The sequence below is a fragment of the Mucilaginibacter sp. L196 genome, assembly GCF_009765905.1.
Classification (GTDB): domain Bacteria; phylum Bacteroidota; class Bacteroidia; order Sphingobacteriales; family Sphingobacteriaceae; genus Mucilaginibacter.
Genome location: NZ_LMUO01000004.1, coordinates 152,165 through 173,469, shown reverse-complemented (window position 1 = coordinate 173,469; position 21,305 = coordinate 152,165). Strand labels below are relative to the sequence as shown.

Sequence of the window (21,305 nt, the reverse complement as noted above, 5' to 3'; positions counted from 1 at the left end):
CTCCATTTACTTTACAAGGATAGACAAATCTGAAACAGGTATTTGTCATCGAAAATCAATTAAAACATTAACCCAATAACACCAAATTATGAAGATATTATACTTGCAGTTTTATAGCCGCCCGGAGGGAAAACGGATGAGCTTGGTACTAGGCTGTTTTTTTCTTTTTGCATTGCTATTACCTTGTGCTCCCGTTTTAGCACAATCCTTTACGATTAAGGGACGTGTAACAGATGTTAAAGGTGCCCCTCTTACAGGCGCTTCCGTAACAATCAAAGGCACAAACAAAGCCACTACTACCGCTACAAACGGTACATACAGTATCTCTGTACCCAGCCAGCAGACGATATTGGTATTTAGCTTTATCAGTTTTATCAGTGAAGAACGGTTAGTCGCAACCAATTCAGAACTCAATGTTACCTTAAAAGAAGATAGTAGGATGCTCAACGAAGTTGTCGTAGTAGGGTATGGCTCGCAGAAAAGGAAATTACTTTCTACTTCCATCAGCACGGTAACCGCCAAACAGATGGAAGACCGCCTGGTGGCCACTCCCGGTGAGGCTTTGGAAGGACAGATTGCCGGTGTAAACATAACGCAGGCTTCAGGCGACCCCGGCAGCGCCCCGGTAATACAAATTCGGGGATTAGGATCAATAGGTGCAGGTAACGGCCCGCTGTATGTGGTAGATGGGTACCCGCTTAACAGCGCCGACGATTTTAATCAGATCAGCCCGGCAGATATAGAATCGATACAAGTACTAAAAGATGCTGCTGCTGCTGCGATTTATGGTTCAAGGGGCGGGAACGGAATTATTATCGTGACGACAAAAAGAGGCAAAGCAGGAACAACGAAATTCAATTTCACCGCGGCAAGCGGAATACAGGATATAACCAAGGAAGTGGCTGTCCTTAACACGGATCAATATATTGACTATGTGCGCGACGCTTTCGTTAACGCAGGGAAAACCCTTCCTGTGTTTTATAAGAATCCTGCATCGTTGCCAAATACAGATTGGCAGGACCAGATATTTAAAACCGGGTATGTAAATAACTACGCGTTATCCGCGTCTGGCGGAACCGACAAAATTACTTTCAACGTAACCGGATCATACTTTAGCCAGACAGGGATTATAATCGGAACCGACTTTGACAGATACACGCTTCGTGCCAGCCTTGATGCAAAGCTGGCTTCAAAACTTAAACTTAGTTTTAATGTCGCACCATCCTATACAATAAATGACCAGACGTCCACTGGGGGCGGTTTGAATAATTCAGCGATCTACGGGATCGGAACCAATCCTACTGGGATTGGTGGAGCTGTCCTGAGCGCGCTGTTACAACCACCGGTTTTGCCTGTTAGGATTGCCAATGGTGATTATTCCTACGCTCCGCTACAGCTCGCGGGCACTGGTCAAAACTTTGCCGGAAATCCTTATAACCCCGTTGCTGTACTGGATTTATATAAAGATAGAACCACAACAGGCAGAGTGCTCTCCAACACTGCAATTGAGTACGATATCATAGATGGTTTGAAGTTTCGAAGTAATTTTGGATTTGAAGCAATTATCAATAACCGTAATTGGTATGTGCCAGCTACCTTACAATCCGATAATGCTCCAACAGCAAACCTCTCTACGCCTCTTATCAGTAATGTAAGGTCAAGGACAACAGAGGGATTAAATTATAATTACGTTTCCGAAAATACGTTGACCTATGATAAGGTCATAAATGGAGTTCATAATATTTCTCTTCTCGCCGGATATTCATTTCAGAAGAATACCTATAATGAAGACAGCCAGTATGGGCAAAGCGGAACAACAACCAACACATTGGTACAATACCCTACGGATGCAGGTATTATACTTGGCACTGTAGCCTATACTGCCAATGCATTGATATCTACTTTCGGCAGGTTAAACTACAGCTATAAGGACAAATATATTTTTTCAGCATCCCTTCGCTCTGACGGTTCGTCCCGGTTTGGTACAGACAAACAATACGCCATATTTCCCGCATTTTCGGGAGCATGGCGAGTGGGTGAAGAAGACTTTATAAAAGAAGTGCCGGAAATAAGTGAATTAAAAATCAGATCAAGCTATGGTGTTAGTGGAAACAACAACATAGGAGACTTTTCATCTCAAAGCTATACACAACAAGTAAACTATGTGTTCGGAGCCGGTCAGGCAAGCCCGGTGTTTGGTTTCTCTCCAAATTCACTGGCAAACCCGAATTTGACATGGGAAATAAATAAACAGTTGGATATAGGGCTTGACCTGGGCCTGTTTTCAGACCGAATTTCTTTTACCGGTGATGTTTATCGCCGTACCACAACCAGTTTATTACTTAGCCAGGGAGTACCTGCTATTTTCGGATTTGCGACAAGCGTATTGACCAATGTAGGAGAAGTAAGAAATGACGGGCTTGAACTTGCTGTTAGAAGCGTGAATTTAACCGGAAAATTAAAATGGACGACCGATATGAATATATCGTTTAACCGCAATAAAGTGATTTCTTTATCCGGCGGCCAGGCATTTGTTGGATACGATGCAGCTTTCGGCTACACCAACTCAATCCGTTTGGTTCCAGGACAACCTATGAGCAGTTTCTATGGATATAAACAAATCGGCGTTTATAAGAATCAGGCTGATGTAAATAACAGCCCCCAATGGGCGGCAGGCGGATCAAGTCCGGGTGACGTGAAATACGCAGATATAAACGGCGATGGAAAAATTGACGCAAACGATATTACTAATATAGGCAGCCCCTTGCCCAAATTCACCTATGGAATGTCGAACAGGTTCAGTTATGGCTCATTTGATCTTAGTTTTCTTTTACAGGGATCATACGGTAATAAAATCTTAAACGCAGCTGATAGGTATACCGATTACTACAGTGGTGCATTTAATGTTCGCACTAACGCGTTGAACCGCTGGGAATCACCGGAAGATCCGGGCGATGGCATGACACCGAGGGCCGATTTGACAAACCCCTCATCTACAACGGTGTTGTCGACCCGGAATATTTTTGACGGATCTTATCTGCGGATAAGAAACGTAACCTTAAATTATGTACTCCCAGCTAAAATTATCAATGCACTTAAAATAATCAGCGCCCGGGTTTACCTCACAGCCGAAAACCTGTACACATTTACCCATTATTTCGGATATAACCCGGATGTCAATGTGTTGGCGGCCTCCACCCAGCCACGTTATGGCGTTGATCAGGGTACGTACCCGATTGCCAAAACATTCTCCCTGGGATTAAATATTGGTTTTTAAGTAATATTAAATAAAGAAATTATGAAAAAATATTTTGTTTTAATAATGATGCTTGTTTTGTGGGCTACATCATGCAAAAAGAGCTTTATCCAGCTCGAAAACCCCACACAAATTTCTACAAACGATTTATATAAAGATGCCACCGGCCTTTCTTTAGCCGTCACTGGCGCTTATGGAGCACTCCAGAATATTTATGGAAAAAGTTCCGGGGGCGTTGGGATTTACTTGTTCGGAGATGTACCATCTGACAATAGTTCAGCCGTGGTAACAGGCGCCGGGCTTGGTGATTTCGAGTATTTCACTATTGCACCGGAAAATCCGAATCTGGAGACTATGTGGGCCAATTTATATACATGCATAGCGCGTTGCAATATTACAATTAGCAGGGCACCCGCAATTGCTATGGATACTACGCTGAGAAACAGATATATAGGCGAGATGAAATTCCTTCGAGCGTTATCTTATTTCAACGCCGTGAGAATATGGGGTGGTGTGCCGCTGGTAACAAAAGAAATAACAACAATTGCTCAATCACTAACCTACAACAGGGCAACCACCGCCAATGTCTATGCCCAAATTGAACAGGACCTGAAAGATGCCGAAACGGTGCTTCCGATAAGTTATACTGGCACTGACCTGGGAAGGGCTACAAGCGGAGCGGCCAAGGCTATATTAGGCAAAGTCTATCTCACTGAAGGCAAATTCGATCTTTGTAAAGCGGAATTAACAGGATTGCTGCCGAGAGGTACAAACCCGTATGGATATGATCTTGTGACCAATTATTCTGACGTATACAGTTTGACGGATGAGCTAAATAAAGAAATTATTTTTGCAGTGAGATATACTGGCGGCGGTTTCGGTACCGGTAGCCCTTTTTACAATTGGTTTTTACCAGAGATAAGCGGTTCCGCGATTGCTAAGGTAGGTGGATCTTCCGGGTTTAATACAGTAAGACAGGACCTTTTTGATGCCTTTCCGACAACCGATCCCCGTCGTGATCTTTCCATAGCTAAATATACCGGAACTACCGCTTCGGCGTTGTACACCCGCAAATATATAGATGCACCAACAGCGGCTTTTGACGCCAGCAACGATTGGATAGTTATACGCTATGCTGACGTAATGTTGATGTACGCGGAAGCTGAAAATGAACTTAACGGCCCTGCAAACGCCATTAGTTATGTAAACGATGTGCGGAAACGGGCTTATGCTGGAGTAGCTAATAATCTGACAGCAGCGCAGACAAGCTCACAAGCCAATATGAGGCTTGCAATTGAAACAGAGCGAAGACTTGAGCTTAATATGGAGGGACACCGCTGGTTTGATTTAGTGAGAACTAACCGGGCTATAACAGTAATGAATGCCCACTTTACCAAATATCAAATTAAAAGTGGTACAACAGTGGTCCAAATTACCAATCATGACCTGTTATTCCCGATACCGCTCCGGGAAATTCAACTTAACCCCAATCTAACTCAGAACCCATAATACGACTACAAAAACGCAGGCTATGCTTAAAAGACAACTTGTTTTTTCTTTGATCTTAATTGTTAACGGAGCTTTTGCACAAATACCGAACGAGTATACCTTAACAGTAGGTGCGAAAATATCAAACCAGGGTAGCGGATTAAAGCCGGCTTTCAGTGAATGGAAAGAATATCCTACACGAACGGTATCGACATTGATTGGCTTTACACAGGCAAAACCGGTAGAGCTGGATCAATATGGAGGACGTATCGATTTAAAGACCAAGGCTACCGGATTTTATTATGTTGCTAAAATAAACGGACGGTGGTGGTCTGTAGATCCCTTAGGGAATCTGTTTATTGATAAGGGTGTAAATGAAATCCAGCCCGGTGCCTCTGACAACAATCAAAAAGCATTTGAGGCGCAATTTTCCGGCAACCATGACTGGGCGGTTAAAACGACTCAAATGCTGCAAGGACTCGGCTTTAATAGCGTTGGTGCCTGGTCAAACTACGAAGAACTGAGAAATATAAAACCAGGCACGCCGCTCGCTTACACCGTAATATTAAACTTCATGGGTACTTACGGACAAAAAAAAGGCACCTATCAGCAATCAGGGCATTTGGGGTATCCCGATAACACCATATTTGTTTTTGATCCCGAATTTGAAAAATTCTGTGACGGTTATGCAAAGCAGCTATCAGTTAACAAGAACGACAAAAATCTCTATGGGTATTTTTCAGATAATGAAATGCCTTTTAATAAGAAAACGCTGGACGGCTATTTGTCCAAGAAGGATACCACCGATGCCGGCTATCAGGCTGCTCATAAGTGGTTAAAGGAGCAAAATATTAAACAGGCAGATATTACCGATCAGGATAGGAACAAGTTTTTGGGGATAGTTGTCGACCGTTATTTCTCGATCGTGTCGAAAGCCATAAAAAAATATGATCCGAATCACATGTATATCGGCTGCCGATTTCATGCTTATGAAAAAAATGTACCGGAGGTATTGAAGGCGGCGGGAAAGTATCTTGACGCGATATCAATTAATTATTATGATAAATGGACGCCGGAAGCAAAGGATATGAAAAACTGGGAAGAGTGGTCCGGCAAACCATTTATCATCACAGAGTGGTATGTAAAAGGTGAAGATTCAGGAATGGGTAACTATTCGGGGGCTGGCTGGGTAGTGAAAACACAACTGGAACGCGGTCTTTTTTACCAGAATTATACATTAGGCTTGCTGGAATCCGGTAATTGTGTAGGGTGGCACTGGTTCAAATACCAGGACAATGATCCGACTAATAAAAACGTGGACCCTTCCAACACAGATGCCAATAAAGGCTTATTGGATAATCATTATCAGCTTTATTCAGGCCTGACGGATAAGATGAAAGAACTGAATGACCTGGTATATAACCTGGCTGATTTTTTTGATAAAAGAAAAATGCAATCCGATAAATAGCGCAAGTTTTGGACCAAAACTTTACTAAATCATAACCTGCCTATACTCGGATTATCCGAGTATAGGTGGTTTGTTGGTTGTAGTGATTTCATAAACTTGAACCAATCAGACTGTCCATTTTATAACTAAATAATATTAACAGCTAGGTAATGAAAATTACTCTATTGTATTGTTTTGTGATCTGTCCGCAGTATATCCGGCTGTATTTGCAAGCGCTTTTATAATTTTTATATGATTTGTGTCCAGCCATTTCAACCAGTTATTGATTTGCAATCAATTCACCAATACCTAAGTTATAAACCAAAAAAAGTTAAATTATGAAAAGAACAACATTAAACACAAGCTGTATTTGCTTGTTGTACATTTGTTTCATTACAAGTTGTACCAAGTCTCACCTTAGCCAGGGAACCCCAACCCAAATGAAACTGGCACATGCATCGCTCGAGTCAAATAGTCTCGAACCTTTAGACGCAACAATCTGCGAGAACGGTCAGGGTGTTTACATCGATGCCAATAATAAACTTAATAATAATATATGGGCTGCAACAAGTAGCGGTGCGGGTTCACAATGTATGTGGTACCAAAGTTCATCCGGGAAATGGGGGGTTAATGCAACCCACAGTTCAGGAACATTGCAGAATATAAAAGGTTATCCTGCCATTGCGCGTGGGTGGTTATGGTATGATAGCTCGGGTAGTATTTGGGTAAATAATAGCGACACTTCATACCCTTGCCAGTTAAGCCAGATTGAAACACTGAGAAGCAGCTGGAATGTAACGGTTCCAACTAATGGAGAAAAATATGACACCGCCTATGATCTATGGTTAGACCCGTCAAGCAACCCTAATTACCGTGCACAATATGAGATCATGATCTGGATAAACTTTCAGGGACCTGGTTATAACAGTAGCAACGGTGATTTCTCACCGGTTGGGACAAAGATTTTTTCTAACATATCGATATCCGGACATGTTTGGGATATTTATGAAGGATGGAACGGATCTAATAATGTGATGACCTTCAGAAGGACAACAAATACCAGTTCTGTCACCAATCTGGATATCCGCAGCATCTTATATTACGCAAAAAATGCCACTTACGGCAACAATGCTAATTTCTTTAATGGCCAATCGGTAAATTTACTTGGTATTCAGGCCGGCTGGGAAATCATTGCCGGCGGTTCGTTTACCACGAACAGTTATTCGACAACATTAGAAAAATACTGAAATTAGTTAATCGACTGATTCAATTAAGTGCTTATAGATCCGCTTCATGTCAAACGATTAAGCGGATCTATATAAATATACCGCTGATATTGCCTACATGGCCATCCTTATTTAAATAATATTAATGACCTAACTGATGAATTTAAGAGTTTTTTTCATTGACAGATTTTTAGGCTGGTTAGCAAATCAATAATCACCTTATTGATTTTTTTAAAAACAGGCACAAATTTCAAAATTAATAAGCACTTATTCCATCATATCACTCTTATCGTAAAATAACATGTATTCGCTTCGTTTTTCAATTATTTTTTTAGCCCTTCTAGTCAGTCATCAGGTAAATGCTCAAAAGCAAAATCCTACTATTCTTCATAAAGTCAATCTATTGATTAAAAGGATGACGCTGGAGGAAAAGGTGGGGCAACTTAATCAATACTCCGGCAAAGTAATGACGGGACCTGCCAATGAAAAGAAAAACGACCTGCAGGTTGAAATTAAAAATGGTTGGGTGGGTTCAATGTTGAACGTTAAAGGTGCTAAAAATACACGCGAGGTTCAGTCATTGGCAATGCAAAGCCGTTTAAAAATCCCATTGCTTTTTTCATTGGATGTGATCCATGGTTATCAAACAACTTTTCCGATACCGCTGGCCGAGGCAGCATCCTGGGATATGAGTGAGATCAGGTTGTCGGCTCATTTGGCAGCCAGGGAAGCTGCCGCATCCGGTATTCATTGGACTTTCGCCCCTATGGTAGATATTTCCCGCGACCCGCGTTGGGGACGTGTTATGGAAGGTGCAGGTGAAGACCCTTATTTAGGTAGTTGTATTGCCGAGGCACGAGTAAAAGGGTTTCAGGGAGAACATTTGGGTAGTACCGATGCTGTAATGGCCACAGCTAAACATTTTGCTGCTTACGGTGCCGTAACGGCGGGCAGGGATTATAGCGCGGTGGAAATGAGCGACCATGAATGGAAATTCCGGAGCCAGTGACCACCGCGTTCCGGCAAAGCAAACAATTAATTCCGGAACACTTTGACCATATCAATTTATTGATACTTACTAGCCATTTTCTATAATAATGAGTACACAAATCGGTGCTCTAAATCCTACAGAATCACGTGGTCAAGCCTCTCGGAATATCTAGTTGAGGATCATTCCTACGTGATTGGCGATTTTGTATGGACAGCCTGGGACTATATTGGCGAAGCAAGTATTGGCTGGAGAGGGTATCCGTTAAATAACAACTTTTATCCCTGGAACCTTGCGTTTTGCGGAGATATTGATATATGCGGCTGGAAACGCCCGCAATCTTATTATAGGGATGCATTATGGAAAACTAATCAACTATCGGTTTTTGTAAAACCACCGGTTCCTTCCTTTAAAGAAAATCCTAATAAGGAGGTCTGGTCCAGATGGAATTGGGTAGACGCGGTGCCCGAATGGAACTGGAAAGGATATGAAAATAAACCTTTGGAAGTGAGTGTGTATTCTTCCTGTGATAAAGTGGAATTATTTCTTAATAATCGGTCTTTGGGAGTAAAGCCCACTAACAGATCAACTAAATTTATAGCTACTTGGAGTGTTTTATATCATGCCGGAGAGTTAAAGGCAATTGGTTATAGTAATGATAAACCAGTACAGAGCTCGATTTTGCGTACCGCGGAGGAACCAGTAAAAATTAAATTGATTCCAGATAAAACCCATTTAAAAGCAGACGGACAAGATCTAAGTTATATTACTGTAGAGTTGATTGATAATAAAGGTCAGATTAACCCACTGGCTGAAAATCTGGTAAAATTTTCAATTACAGGTGATGCGAAAATAGTTGGTGTTGGTAATGCAAACCCCGTAAGTTTAGAGAGTTTTCAAAATCCGGAAAGAAAGGCTTGGAAGGGAAGATGCATGGTTATTGTAAAAGCAGGCAAAACTCCTGGAAGAATAATATTAAAAGCCCAATGTGAAGGACTAAAATCTGCTTTAGTCAGCTTATCAACAGAAAATCAATCCCTTTAATTGCACAATTGATTTTTTTGATTAAGCATCCAGATACCAAAGATGAGCACTTAAAGCACTCATTTTTGGTATGTTGGGATATGGTAAGGCGAGAAAATTAAAAGATTGATCTCAGGTTACCGTATTATAGTTATTTTAATTTAAATACCGGATACGTTGAATATAGCGATACTGCGCATCACAGCAGGTTTAGACACAACGCCGGTTACTTTGAAACGTAAAGCGGTAGCAGTTACTGTTGGGAATTGATCTATCCGCTTATGTCCTATAGTTTCACCTGTAACTATTTGATTCCACCGGCCATTTATTTTTGCTTCTATGATATATTTCGAGATTTTTTGCCCGGTATGTAAATCTTCCATAGTGACGACATGATTGAAGGTTTTTGAAACCACAAAATTAATTATTTGTACAGGTGCCTTGGATGTAGAAACGGCAACCGGGTGGCCGAAACGTCGTTTAATCTCGTCACCGGTTTCCTTTGCAGCAGCGACGAGATCTGTTGGAATTAGTCCGGATCGGTCGGGCGTTAAATTGATAATTATGCTGGATCCACGCCCTACAGTTTCATAATAAGCTTTCATGCGTCTATCAAGAGGCTGGGGCTTGCGCGGGCCATTCCACATCCACCCCCCGGTACTGAATGCATTGGTTGTCGGTGCAATTTGCGGGCGATATAACCTACCTAGTGGATCGCCTGTATTTGCGTGATCCCATTTATAGGTTTTACTTACGGTGTATATTGTACCGTCTATTGTATTTAGCGCGTTCCACAATGGATAACTCGCATGCGCGTTTTCATTCCCAACGTGTTCCACGTCTCGTCCTAATAATAAACAATGTGGCTGTAAACTATGTGCATAGCTGGTTATCTCCTTATAAAATTCTCTAAATCTGCCACCAAGCGGAATCGAATCCAATACATCGGAGCGGCCAAAATGGTCGTCCCAGATAAAAACTAAAGGGCCATAATTGGTCATCAACTCTTTAAGTTGCTGTTTTTCCTTTTTTAAATCCAATTTGTATACCACAGGGTCATTAAGTTTATTAATATTGGCAGTTTCACCACCCTTGTAACCATTATGAATCGATTCCCAATGTGAGTCAATCCAAGGGGGGGTGTATAAGCCCACTTTCATGCCATACTTCCTACACGCCGTTACAAACTCTTTCACTATATCACCATGCCCATTTTTATAAGGGCTCGATTTAATGCTATAATCAGTTGTTTTGGTGGGCCATAAACAAAAACCTTGTTCATGCCTGGCAGTAAGTACTACATATTTTGCACCCATAGCTTTAGCGGCGAGCACCCATTGGTCGGCATTCAAATGGGTTGGGTTAAATGCCGAAGCAGGTGTGCTTCCCTGAATTGCCCCAGGTGCGGCATAAGTGTCAATGCTGAAGTGTATGAAAACGCCCATCTCCATATTTTGGAAAGCCAGTTGATCGATGGAAGGCTTAGCTAACACAATGGATTGGGTTCTTCCGGTAGCTGCAAAAATGGTTAGTAAAAGAGTGAGTATAATGCTCGGAAGTGATAGGCTGATTTTCATGTATGAATGTTATAGGTGACTTACTTTTAAATATTATGGTTGAAAATAATTCTTATTCGCTTTTTTGATAAACTCTTACATAATCCACTTCGAACCGGGCCGGAAAGGTTGTCTTAGAAGGATCACCTCCCTGAATACCCCCAATTGCAAGATTTAAAAGGATATATTGAGGTTGTTGAAAAGGGTATGATCCTGGTGCATCTCTGTTATATAAATCTTTCATACGTACCTGATTCATTAACATATCATCTACATATAACATTATTCCGTCTTTATCCCAATCCATCCGCCATACATGAAATTTTGTCGCCCAGTTCTTGTCTTTAAATGTCGATATATCCTTCCTGTTGGAGTACCATAAGGCTTTATGTGGTTTAGCTTCTACCGCGATATTCGCTAACAGATCATGCCGGTAATATTCCATAATATCTATTTCTCCGTTTGATGGCCATTGAGCCTGGTTTCCTAGTGTCCAAAAGGCTGGCCATAATCCCATAGCTGTATTTATTCGCGCACGCATTACAAAACGACCGTATTTCCAACTTTTTTTCCCTGAAGTATTTATGGAGCCTGAAGTAAATTCAACAAATTTTCTTTGCCTTTTCCAATTTGTATCTACCTGGTTATACAATGGATTAGGATAATGAGTCCTTTTACCTTCGATTATTAAATAACCATTTTCGCATCTCACATTTTGCGGCTGATACCATTGAAATTCCTTATTCCTTACAAAGCCGTTTTCAAAACCCCAAACTTTCGGATCTACAGGCCCATTTTTATTGAATTCATCTGCCCACACTAATTTGTAACCGTCACTTTGAGGATCAATCAAGGTGTCTTTTTTTATTGAAAAGCTTCGTGCCTTAATTTGTTCTACAATAATTTTTCGACTGGCGTGACTCCAAACCGACAGTGTCAGTAGTAAAAGGGTGAAAGATAATTTGTTTAGTTTCATTTTTTGGGTTAGCATTTTACTGATTATATCGGCTTCAATTGTTTCCTGAGATTTTTAACGTATAAGCATAAACAGGGGTGATGGGGAGGCGTTCACAAGGTCGACCCGTTGTTTTAAAATCAGTTTAATAATGTCAGGTTTTAATAACATAAATTTCTAACGCTAATTGGTATCGCAAATAACCAAAAAGATGTGGTGGGTTATGCGCTGAAATAGATTTAAATAACGCTCAAATCACTTTTCATTTTTGGCGGCAGCCTTAGGTACGTTATGGCACCCGGTTTCTTAGAGGTATGAAGTATTAAGAAATTGAGCAAGCCAATCAACTCAGCAATTGTGCACTTAGCACTATACTTTCATCTACTCTAATTTATGCTAATAACACTTAATAAAAAGATAATTGTTAATATAACAACATTAATGATAAGTATTTTATTTGCTGGTGAAATGTTAATGATAGCTTGTCTATTTAAACATTGTTTATCAGATCGCTTATTTGTAAACCCATTTTCGCTGCTGTAATTAAAATTCGAGCCTAAGTTTTAATAAATTGTTTTCTCTGGTTTAATTGATATGGAATTTTGAATTCCGAAATTGAAATCGGTGCTGCTCTCCGCAGCACCTTTCAACGAATTGACCTATCAAAAATGACCGGGAGTAAATGTCGTAGAACTAAGATGTTTTGCCAGAAATAATAACAGCCAATTAATTAGTGTTTTAATAACATTTATTTTTGAAACTGAAAAAAATATATTTAGCTTGCCTTCATTATACCTAAAATAATACCAATATAAATTATTGAGCTTTAATATGCCACATAACCTGGTTTATTGCTTTGATTGACTTTAAAATTATTCTTGTTAAAATAAATGTACTTTTTATTGATATCAGAATGAAGATTATCGCTATAAACCACGCGCTGAATTATATTTTTTGAGAATTGAAATGAATAAAGGAAAACTAGTATTTAGAATTTTTAGCGGCCTTATAACTGCATGTCTTTTGATGTTTTTTATTAATGGGAACGCTCAAACTGTTAAACCAACAAATACCTTAACTGCCTATTTGTTTACTTACTTCACAGGTGGGGAAAAAGGAGAAGAGGCAATACGCTTCGCTATTAGTAATGATGGTTATAATTTTCGGGCATTAAACGCTAATAATCCTGTTTTGAATTCTTCATTGATCAGTTCCACTGGTGGTGTTCGTGATCCCCATATTTTACGTGGTGCAGATGGCCACAGTTTTTATATGGTCGCAACAGATATGCAAGTTGCAAAAAACGGATGGGGACCAAATTATGCTATGGTTTTTATGCATTCCGAAGATTTGATTAACTGGAAAACCAGCATAGTAAATATACCGGATAAATTTCATGAATTCGCAGGGGTTAACCGTGTTTGGGCACCACAAACAATATATGATAATCATAAGAAAATGTATATGGTTTATTGGTCCATGCGCGAGGGAAACGGCCCGGATAAAATTTATTACGCTTATGCAAACAAAGATTTTTCAGGACTGATTACTGTTCCCAAGCAACTCTTCTTCAGCCCGGGTGGTTTTGCCTGCATAGATGCGGATATAGCCTTTAAAAACGGGAAATATCATTTGTTCTTCAAAACCGAAGATCAGCTTCCAGGTATAAAACAAGCAATTTCATCTCAGCTTACCTCTGGTTATATCATTGAAGATAACCATTATCTGCAAAAAACAGATGAAGCGGTAGAAGGGTCCGGAACATTTAAACTTAATAATTCTGACGAGTGGATTTTGATGTACGATGTTTATAAAAAAGGTAAATATCAATTTACCAAAAGTAAAGACCTGAAAAATTTTACGGTAATTGACCAGGAAGTTTCAATGAATTTTCATCCCCGCCATGGCACAGTAATGTCCATAACAGGAAAGGAAGCACAGGCATTGATAAATAAATGGTATACAACCGATGATGTAATAACGTATGCAAGTGCAGGGGCAATAAAGAAGCAGAATATCGCCCTGGATACAGCTCATCATGAAGTTTATTTACCGGTTAATTCAAACGCGCAGCTTCATTCTTTTAACCCCTTGTTTTTAATATTTCCGGGAGTGAAAATATCGCCGGCTAAACCGCAGAATTTTACAAAAGGACCAGTTAAATATAAAGTCAGCATCACAAATCACCTGGCACAAACCTACCAGGTTAACGTTCAGGAAGATCACAATCCGGTACTAAGCGGATTTTATGCCGATCCTGAAATTCTATATGCTCAAAAAACAGGCAAATTTTATATCTATCCCACAAGTGATGGCTTTACCAATTGGTCCGGAACTTATTTTAAGGTTTTTTCATCAGCTAACTTGGTTGATTGGAAAGACGAAGGGAAAATATTGGATTTAGATAAAGATGTAACGTGGGCGCATACAAATGCCTGGGCACCTTGCATCATCGAAAAGAAGATCAATGATAAATTTAAATACTTCTATTATTTCGTTGCCGCGCAAAAAATTGGTGTCGCTGTAGCAGACGATCCCCTGGGCCCATTTATTGATTCCGGTAAACCTTTGATAGACCATCGTCCCGAAGGCATCACCGGCGGACAACAGATCGACCCGGATGTCTTCTCTGATCCTAAAACCGGAAAAAGCTATTTGTACTGGGGAAATGGTTATTTGGCTGGAGCTGAACTTAATGACGATATGATCTCCATTAAAACCGAAACGACCCGCATTTTAACACCGGATGCTACTTTTCGTGAAGGTACTTATGTTTTTTATCGGAATGGAAAATATTATATCACATGGTCCGAGGACGATACGCGAAGCCCGAATTACAAGGTTCGTTATGGCATTACCGATTCACCGCTTGGGAAAATCAGCATTCCCGATAATAATATTGTAATTCAAAAAAATGTAGCGGCGGGTATTTATGGTACCGGGCATAATGCCGTACTCCAATTGCCTGGAAAAGACGAGTGGTATTTAGTTTATCATCGGTTTAACTATCCAAATGGTATTTTTATGGGAGACGCAGCTGGATACAACCGAGAGGTTTGTATTGATAAGATGGACTTTGAAAGTGACGGACGGATTAAACAGGTCATTCCGACTAAAGTGGGGATAAAGGCCGTTACGCTAAATAAACTCAAATAAGAATGAAAAGTCGATATATACAGCAAATTATAACTTTAACCATCATGGGGCTGATGTTTTCGCAGAAGTCCACCGCCCAGGAAAAAGCAAAGCGGGATAGTGCATCAATTGTGATAGATTACAATAATGAAGTTGGAGCAATGAACCCTATTTGGGCGTGGTTCGGTCATGATGAACCAAACTATACCTATATGAAGGACGGGAAAATACTTCTTTCCGAGCTGGCTTTATTAAGTCCTGCACCGGTACACCTGCGGGTACATAATTTGTTGACAACAGGCGACGGAACCGCAGCCTTAAAGTGGGGGTCGACTAACGCCTATACCGAAGATGCGAATGGTCATCCTATATATAATTGGCGTATCATCGATAGTATTTTTGACGTCTATGTTAAACTGGGAATTAAACCATATGCCCAAATCGGTTTTATGCCCGAAGCTTTATCAACGCATCCCAAACCCTATAGGCACAATTGGCAACCCGGTAAGTCAAACGAACTCTTTACGGGCTGGACATATCCGCCAAAAGATTATCATAAATGGGAGGAGCTTGTTTACCAATGGGTTAAACATTCAGTAGAAAGGTATGGCCAAAAGGAAGTTGAAAGTTGGTACTGGGAGGTCTGGAATGAACCCAACATTGGTTATTGGTCCGGGACGAGGGATGAATTTTTTAAGCTTTATGATTACGCTGCTCATGGTGTTAAAAGGGCTCTGCCTTCAGCAAAAGTAGGCGGTCCTGAAGTTGCAGGGGGCGGGAGTCCTGGCGGCGTAAATTTTCTGAATGCTTTTATACAACATTGTATTCACGGCACCAATTATGCAACTGGTCAGATAGGGTCTCCCCTGGATGTCATTTCTTTTCATGCAAAGGGTCAGCCAAAATTAGTTGATGGCCATGTAAGAATGAACATGGCCCCGCAATTGCAAGATATTGAATCAGGGTTTAAAATTGTTGCTTCTTATCCTGAAACTAAATATATTCCAATAGTTATCGGTGAATCTGACCCTGAAGGATGCGCTGCATGCGGAATGGCAACAAGCCCGGAAAATGCCTATCGCAACGGGACCCTCTACTCCAGTTACACAGCGGCTTCCTTTGCACGCGAATATTTACTAGCTGATTCATTGCAAATCAACCTGATGGGTGCCGTTTCCTGGTCATTTGAATTTGAGAATCAGCCATGGTTTTATGGTTATAGAGATCTGGCAACGAACGGAGTAGATAAGCCGGTTCTGAATATATTCAGAATGTTAGGACTCATGGGGCCTATCCGGTTGGGGGTTACCGGTAGTCAAATGACAAATCTTCAATCAATGGTAAATTCGAGTGCCAGCGGAGTAAAATCAGATATAGGCGCTTTGGCAACCAAAAGTGCAGCCTCAGTTATTGTAATGGTTTGGAACTATCATGATGATGATATTCCTTCGGTTCCTCAACCCATATCAATTGTTGTTAACAATCTACCCGTCAAAACGGTACAGTTGACGGAGTACCGCATCGACGATCGCTACAGTAATTCATATCAGGTTTGGAAAAATATGGGATCGCCGCAGCATCCTTCGGCAAAGCAGATTTCAAAACTGGAAAAGTCGGGTCTGTTACAACAGAAAGGGGTAATCACCAAAGTTATGGTGCACGGAGGGAAGGCCGAAATGAATATTTCATTAAAAAGACAGGGAGTCTCTCTTTTAAAATTAGCATGGTAACAGCCTCAGATAGGTGTTTTTAAATATTAAAAAAGGAATAGAATATTACTAATTTGGTTCATATATTCACTAAAGTTATTGTCTCCAAACAGCTTTTTAAGAAAACGGAAAGCAGATGAAGATTTCAAATTCATAAAGGATTTTATTAATGAACTTAAAAAAAGGGCCAATAAAATTTCTCAGAATAACATCAATTCTGTTTGTTGTTCTTATTGGGATATATTCAAGGGTAAGTGCACAACAAAATTCTTTAAAGTTTTCTTATTTGACAGTTGATGACGGGTTGTCGCACACTGATGTAAAAGAAGTAAAACAAGATAAGCTGGGCTTTATATGGATAGCAACTTTATATGGCTTAGACCGGTATGATGGATACGAAATCAAGCGTTTCTATAATTCAACTGTCCCCCGAAATAATTCATTTAAGAATAGGATCCGCAGCATGTGCCTTGATGAGAATGATAGGATTTGGCTGGGTTCAGAAGATGGCATACAATTTTTTGATCCACAATCAGAAAAATATACTAACGTTGATAATCCTGAACATAATACGGAAAAAAAAACATACACCCGTTTGATCGCATTAAAAGGCGGGCTATTGGCAACCCTTGCCGAAAATAAATTTAGGATATTTAAAGTAAACGGCTCCATATTAGAAGATACCCCACTAACTTATCCTACAGGGACCAGTTTCACTGATATGATGGCGGATGGTGACAATAATGTCTGGTTATCAGCTAATAATGGATTATGGATGCTTGACCACAATCATTTGTTCAGGCATTTTTTTATTGGTAGCGATAAAAAGCCTGATAGCTTACTCAAAGTTTTTCGGAACCGAAAAGGGCAGCTGATAACAGTAGAAGGCACGACCATTTTACTGACCAGCGAGACCACATGGTCGGCTGAAAAAAACAGAACTGATGTTATACATCAACAGCAGCGTTGTTTTATACCGGATTGCTCAGCAATTCATGACATTGTACAAGATAGAAACCTTGATTATTGGGTTTGTACGGATGATGGATTATTCCTGCTGGATAAGGATTTCAGGTTGAAGCAAACCATTACTTCACAAAGTTTTACGCATAGCCTCAATACCAATTTTCTCGAAAAGCTATTTATAGACAAATCGGAATGTTTGTGGATAGGTACTTTTGGGGGCGGACTTGATTATTGTGACTTAAATGCAAAGCAATTTTATACGTTTCAGCGTAATCCGGAAATGTCAAATACCTTATCAGGTAATCATATCCGGTCGATTTTAGAAGAGGCAGGACACATTGTTTGGCTTGGTACAAATTCCAATGGTTTAAACGAATACGACTACACAACAAAAAACTTCGTTCATTTTAATACGGCAACGAAAGGGGTAAGACTAAAAAGTAATGAGGTGGATGCCCTGGAACTGGATAAAGAAGGAAATTTATGGATCGGTAATGATAAAGGAATCGATATTATTAACAAGCAACGTAGCGGCTTATATAAACCGCCTGGTTACGAGAAATTTCCGGTAGCTGTTACCAGCATAGCCAAAGACAGTTACGGTAATATATGGTTTGGCAGTTATTATAACGGATATGGCAATATCATACCTGATAAGAATGGAAATTTTAAGGTTAGTTATAAAAGTTTAGGCTCGGGCTACCAAATTTGGACTGATAAGAAAAGGCCTGAAATAATGGTTTCCGGTATAAACGGATTGCAGCGGCTGATCGTCAACCGGTTGGGTGAAGTTGTCAAAAAGTTCGTTTATCAGGTAAACAATAAATCAAATTCCTTAAGCTCCAATTATATCTTTCCTGTACAAAAGAAAAATGACAGTGCTTTTTGGGTAGGAACTATAGGCGGTGGTCTGGATTATCTGATGCTGGATAAAAACGATGAGTATTCGGTTAAAATATATGATAGCAGATACGGGGTTTTTAATGATGTGGAAGCGATGGAACTTGATGACAAGGGAAACGTTTGGATGGGTGGGAATGGATTGGAACGATTGGATCCTAAAACAAATCAATTGACAAGATATGATAAGAATGACGGCTTACAAAGCAATAGTTTAAAAGTCGGAGCGTCTTACAAGGGCAGTGACGGGCGGTTATATTTTGGTGGGATAAACGGTGCCAATTATTTTTTTCCGGATAGTATTAAACCCAATAGATTACCGGCGCATCCCATATTTACTGATTTAATTGTTAATAATAAAAATGTTCGAATTGGTCAATCCACTGGATCCGAAAACATACTTCCAATATCTATTCCTTATAGCCATAGGCTGGTCCTGAATTATTTGCAAAATAATTTTGTAGTCTCTTTTTCCGCGATGCACTACGCAAACTCCGAAAAGTGCCAGTATCGTTATAAGCTGGAGGGTTTCGACAAAGGATGGAAATATACCAGCGGCAAGAATCCCACTGCGGCTTACACGAACCTGGACTACAGCGATTATAAATTAATTCTTGAAGCAACCAACAATGACGGCATATGGAGCCGGGATAGGGCCGTACTTCAAATAGAAATTACCGCCCCGTGGTGGAAATCTTCTCCGGCAAAAGCAATTTATTTGATATTGATCCTTTCCATATTGATTGGCATCTATGTTTATCAGGCCAGGTGGTTCCGGCTAAAGAAAGAACTGGCAGTACGCGATGTCGAAGAAAGAAAAAGAGAAGAGATGCATATTCAGCGGGAGGAGCTTTATCAGCAACAATTACAATTTTTCACAAATATCTCACACGAGTTTCGTACACCGCTAACATTGATATTAGGGCCGCTTGAAAATTTGCTCATGGAAAATGCAAATACTGTTTATCAGCATACCTTCCAAATTATGCACCGAAATGCGAAAAGGCTCATTAATTTAATAAATGAACTAATGAATTTTCGTAAGGTTGCCGACAATGTTATCCCTTTGCAAGTCGCTGAAGTCAAACTTTGCGACTTTATGGAAAAACTTTACGAGGAATTTAAACCATTGGCGGAGCACAATCAAATAGGTTTCTCTCTGAAAATAGGCGATAAAGAAGCGACTTCTTATTTGGATATGCAGATTATCGAAAAGATTTTATTTAACTTATTAAACAATGCTTTTAAATACACCCCCTCAGGTGGAAATGTAATGCTCGAATCATTTACTGATTTTGACACTTACATGCCTTTATATTCTACTGATTTCAAACTGATAAACGACTCAAGAGCGGAAAATTATACTTTTTTTAGAATTGCTGATACAGGAATTGGGATTTCTAAAGATTCTATAGGCCAAATATTTGATCGCTATTACCGCATAAGTAATGATCATATCGGATCTGGGGTCGGGCTCGCTTTGGTTAAAAGCCTTACTATTCTACATCGTGGCGATATTTATGTTTCCAGTGACAGATATAAAGGAACAGAAATAATTATCGCATTACCTCTGGGGGCTCAAAATTATTCTCCTGAAGAAAAACTACATTCTGAAGATGGTAATTCCTCGGTCAAACTCGAAGTGTTAGACAATTCAGTGGGATTAAATGCCAGCAATATAGTAAATAATATAAGGGAGGAGGTGAATGATACCCATTGCACCAAACAGCATATTTTACTCGTTGAGGATAATGATGAGTTAAGAGGATTCCTAAAGGAAATATTGCAGAAAAAATATTTTGTTTACGAAGCGATCAATGGGAAGGAAGGCTATGATATCGCGGTCGATCATATTCCGGATCTGATTATAAGCGATGTGATGATGCCGGTAATGAATGGTGTGGAAATGTGCCAACTGATCAAATCTTCTTTTGAGACAAGCCATATACCATTTCTTTTCCTTTCAGCCAAGAGCGCTCTTGAAGCCATGCTCGAGGGACTGGAATCAGGAGCTGATTACTACATTGCGAAACCGGTAAGCATAGACTTATTATTGCTAACCATTGGTAACTTATTTGAACAGAAGCGAAAACTAAAACAAAGGTATACCGAGGACTTTTATTCGGAAGCTACCGATCTGGTTCATACTAATCAGGACAAACAGTTTTTAGAAAAATTAATTAACGTGATAGAACAAAACATCCATAAACATGAACTGGATGTTGACTATATCTGCAGCCACATGTTTACTAGCCGGTCAAAACTATATAAGAAAATTAAAGGCATCTCCGGACAATCCATTAATGAGTTCATCAGAACGATCCGTTTAAAAAAAGCGGCGTATATCATGACACATGAGGATGTGACCCAAAATGAACTCGTGGAAAGAATTGGCATTTTGAGTGTGTCTTATTTTCAAAAAGCTTTTCGAAAAGAATTTGGAAAAACGCCTTCTCAATTTATCCAGTCAGCCAAAAAATAAGCATAATTCTGGCACTATTCCCAAACGGTGTATTTTGATGATATTTTGCTCTTTTTATAGCTGTTTGAGCGCATTTAATACCAATAACAGCGCATTAATAACCTCTATTTATACATTTATTTGTATTACCAATTATTAAAATAAGGCGGGCAAAGCGTATCCCGTATTTATTAG

The 21,305-nt window shown here is 39.9% G+C and carries 11 protein-coding genes; 9 read left to right on the top strand and 2 right to left on the bottom strand.

What is annotated here, in order from left to right; genetic code table 11:
* Window positions 1–88 precede the first annotated feature (88 nt).
* The 6 genes from GSQ74_RS01045 (at window position 89) to GSQ74_RS01020 (ending at window position 9,449) form a co-directional block, all read left to right on the top strand.
* Window positions 89–3,277: a TonB-dependent receptor gene (locus GSQ74_RS01045; protein ID WP_158989159.1), complete on the top strand. Its 3,189-nt coding sequence runs from the start codon at window positions 89–91 to the stop codon at window positions 3,275–3,277.
* Between the two features lie 21 nt (window positions 3,278–3,298).
* On the top strand, window positions 3,299–4,765 hold the full coding sequence (locus GSQ74_RS01040) for a RagB/SusD family nutrient uptake outer membrane protein (RefSeq protein ID WP_158989157.1): 1,467 nt from the start codon (window positions 3,299–3,301) through the stop codon (window positions 4,763–4,765).
* A 22-nt stretch (window positions 4,766–4,787) separates the two neighbouring features.
* A complete protein-coding gene (locus GSQ74_RS01035; protein WP_158989155.1) occupies window positions 4,788–6,212 on the top strand; it encodes an agarase in 1,425 nt (474 codons plus the stop codon).
* A gap of 317 nt (window positions 6,213–6,529) precedes the next feature.
* On the top strand, window positions 6,530–7,438 hold the full coding sequence (locus tag GSQ74_RS01030; RefSeq protein ID WP_158989153.1) for a hypothetical protein: 909 nt from the start codon (window positions 6,530–6,532) through the stop codon (window positions 7,436–7,438).
* A 394-nt stretch (window positions 7,439–7,832) separates the two neighbouring features.
* Window positions 7,833–8,426 (top strand): glycoside hydrolase family 3 N-terminal domain-containing protein, encoded by a 594-nt coding sequence (locus GSQ74_RS01025; RefSeq protein ID WP_254060782.1) that lies wholly within the window; start codon window positions 7,833–7,835, stop codon window positions 8,424–8,426.
* A gap of 171 nt (window positions 8,427–8,597) precedes the next feature.
* A complete protein-coding gene (locus GSQ74_RS01020) occupies window positions 8,598–9,449 on the top strand; it encodes a DUF4982 domain-containing protein (RefSeq protein WP_158989151.1) in 852 nt (283 codons plus the stop codon).
* Window positions 9,450–9,589: 140 nt separating this feature from the next.
* Here the strand turns inward: GSQ74_RS01020 and GSQ74_RS01015 are convergent, their stop codons facing one another.
* On the bottom strand, window positions 9,590–11,005 hold the full coding sequence (locus tag GSQ74_RS01015; protein ID WP_158989149.1) for an alpha-L-fucosidase: 1,416 nt from the start codon (window positions 11,003–11,005) through the stop codon (window positions 9,590–9,592).
* Window positions 11,006–11,057: 52 nt separating this feature from the next.
* Window positions 11,058–11,960: a family 16 glycosylhydrolase gene (locus tag GSQ74_RS01010; protein ID WP_158989147.1), complete on the bottom strand. Its 903-nt coding sequence runs from the start codon at window positions 11,958–11,960 to the stop codon at window positions 11,058–11,060.
* A 1,005-nt stretch (window positions 11,961–12,965) separates the two neighbouring features.
* Here GSQ74_RS01010 and GSQ74_RS01005 point away from each other — a divergent pair.
* The 3 genes from GSQ74_RS01005 to GSQ74_RS00995 all read left to right on the top strand — a co-directional run bounded on the left by GSQ74_RS01005 (window position 12,966) and on the right by GSQ74_RS00995 (window position 21,131).
* On the top strand, window positions 12,966–15,095 hold the full coding sequence (locus GSQ74_RS01005; RefSeq protein ID WP_158989145.1) for a family 43 glycosylhydrolase: 2,130 nt from the start codon (window positions 12,966–12,968) through the stop codon (window positions 15,093–15,095).
* 2 nt (window positions 15,096–15,097) lie between these two features.
* Window positions 15,098–16,804, top strand: a complete 1,707-nt coding sequence (locus GSQ74_RS01000; protein ID WP_158989143.1) for a beta-xylosidase — start codon at window positions 15,098–15,100, stop codon at window positions 16,802–16,804.
* A gap of 148 nt (window positions 16,805–16,952) precedes the next feature.
* Window positions 16,953–21,131: a two-component regulator propeller domain-containing protein gene (locus GSQ74_RS00995; RefSeq protein WP_216846646.1), complete on the top strand. Its 4,179-nt coding sequence runs from the start codon at window positions 16,953–16,955 to the stop codon at window positions 21,129–21,131.
* Window positions 21,132–21,305: the final 174 nt, after the last annotated feature.

Coding starts and splice junctions, on each gene's coding strand:
- GSQ74_RS01045 (WP_158989159.1), top strand. CDS start 89: ATGAAGATATTATACTTGCAGTTTTATAGCCGCCCGGAGGGAAAACGG.
- GSQ74_RS01040 (WP_158989157.1), top strand. CDS start 3,299: ATGAAAAAATATTTTGTTTTAATAATGATGCTTGTTTTGTGGGCTACA.
- GSQ74_RS01035 (WP_158989155.1), top strand. CDS start 4,788: ATGCTTAAAAGACAACTTGTTTTTTCTTTGATCTTAATTGTTAACGGA.
- GSQ74_RS01030 (WP_158989153.1), top strand. CDS start 6,530: ATGAAAAGAACAACATTAAACACAAGCTGTATTTGCTTGTTGTACATT.
- GSQ74_RS01025 (WP_254060782.1), top strand. CDS start 7,833: ATGACGCTGGAGGAAAAGGTGGGGCAACTTAATCAATACTCCGGCAAA.
- GSQ74_RS01015 (WP_158989149.1), bottom strand. CDS start 11,005: ATGAAAATCAGCCTATCACTTCCGAGCATTATACTCACTCTTTTACTA.
- GSQ74_RS01010 (WP_158989147.1), bottom strand. CDS start 11,960: ATGAAACTAAACAAATTATCTTTCACCCTTTTACTACTGACACTGTCG.
- GSQ74_RS01005 (WP_158989145.1), top strand. CDS start 12,966: ATGTTTTTTATTAATGGGAACGCTCAAACTGTTAAACCAACAAATACC.
- GSQ74_RS01000 (WP_158989143.1), top strand. CDS start 15,098: ATGAAAAGTCGATATATACAGCAAATTATAACTTTAACCATCATGGGG.
- GSQ74_RS00995 (WP_216846646.1), top strand. CDS start 16,953: ATGAACTTAAAAAAAGGGCCAATAAAATTTCTCAGAATAACATCAATT.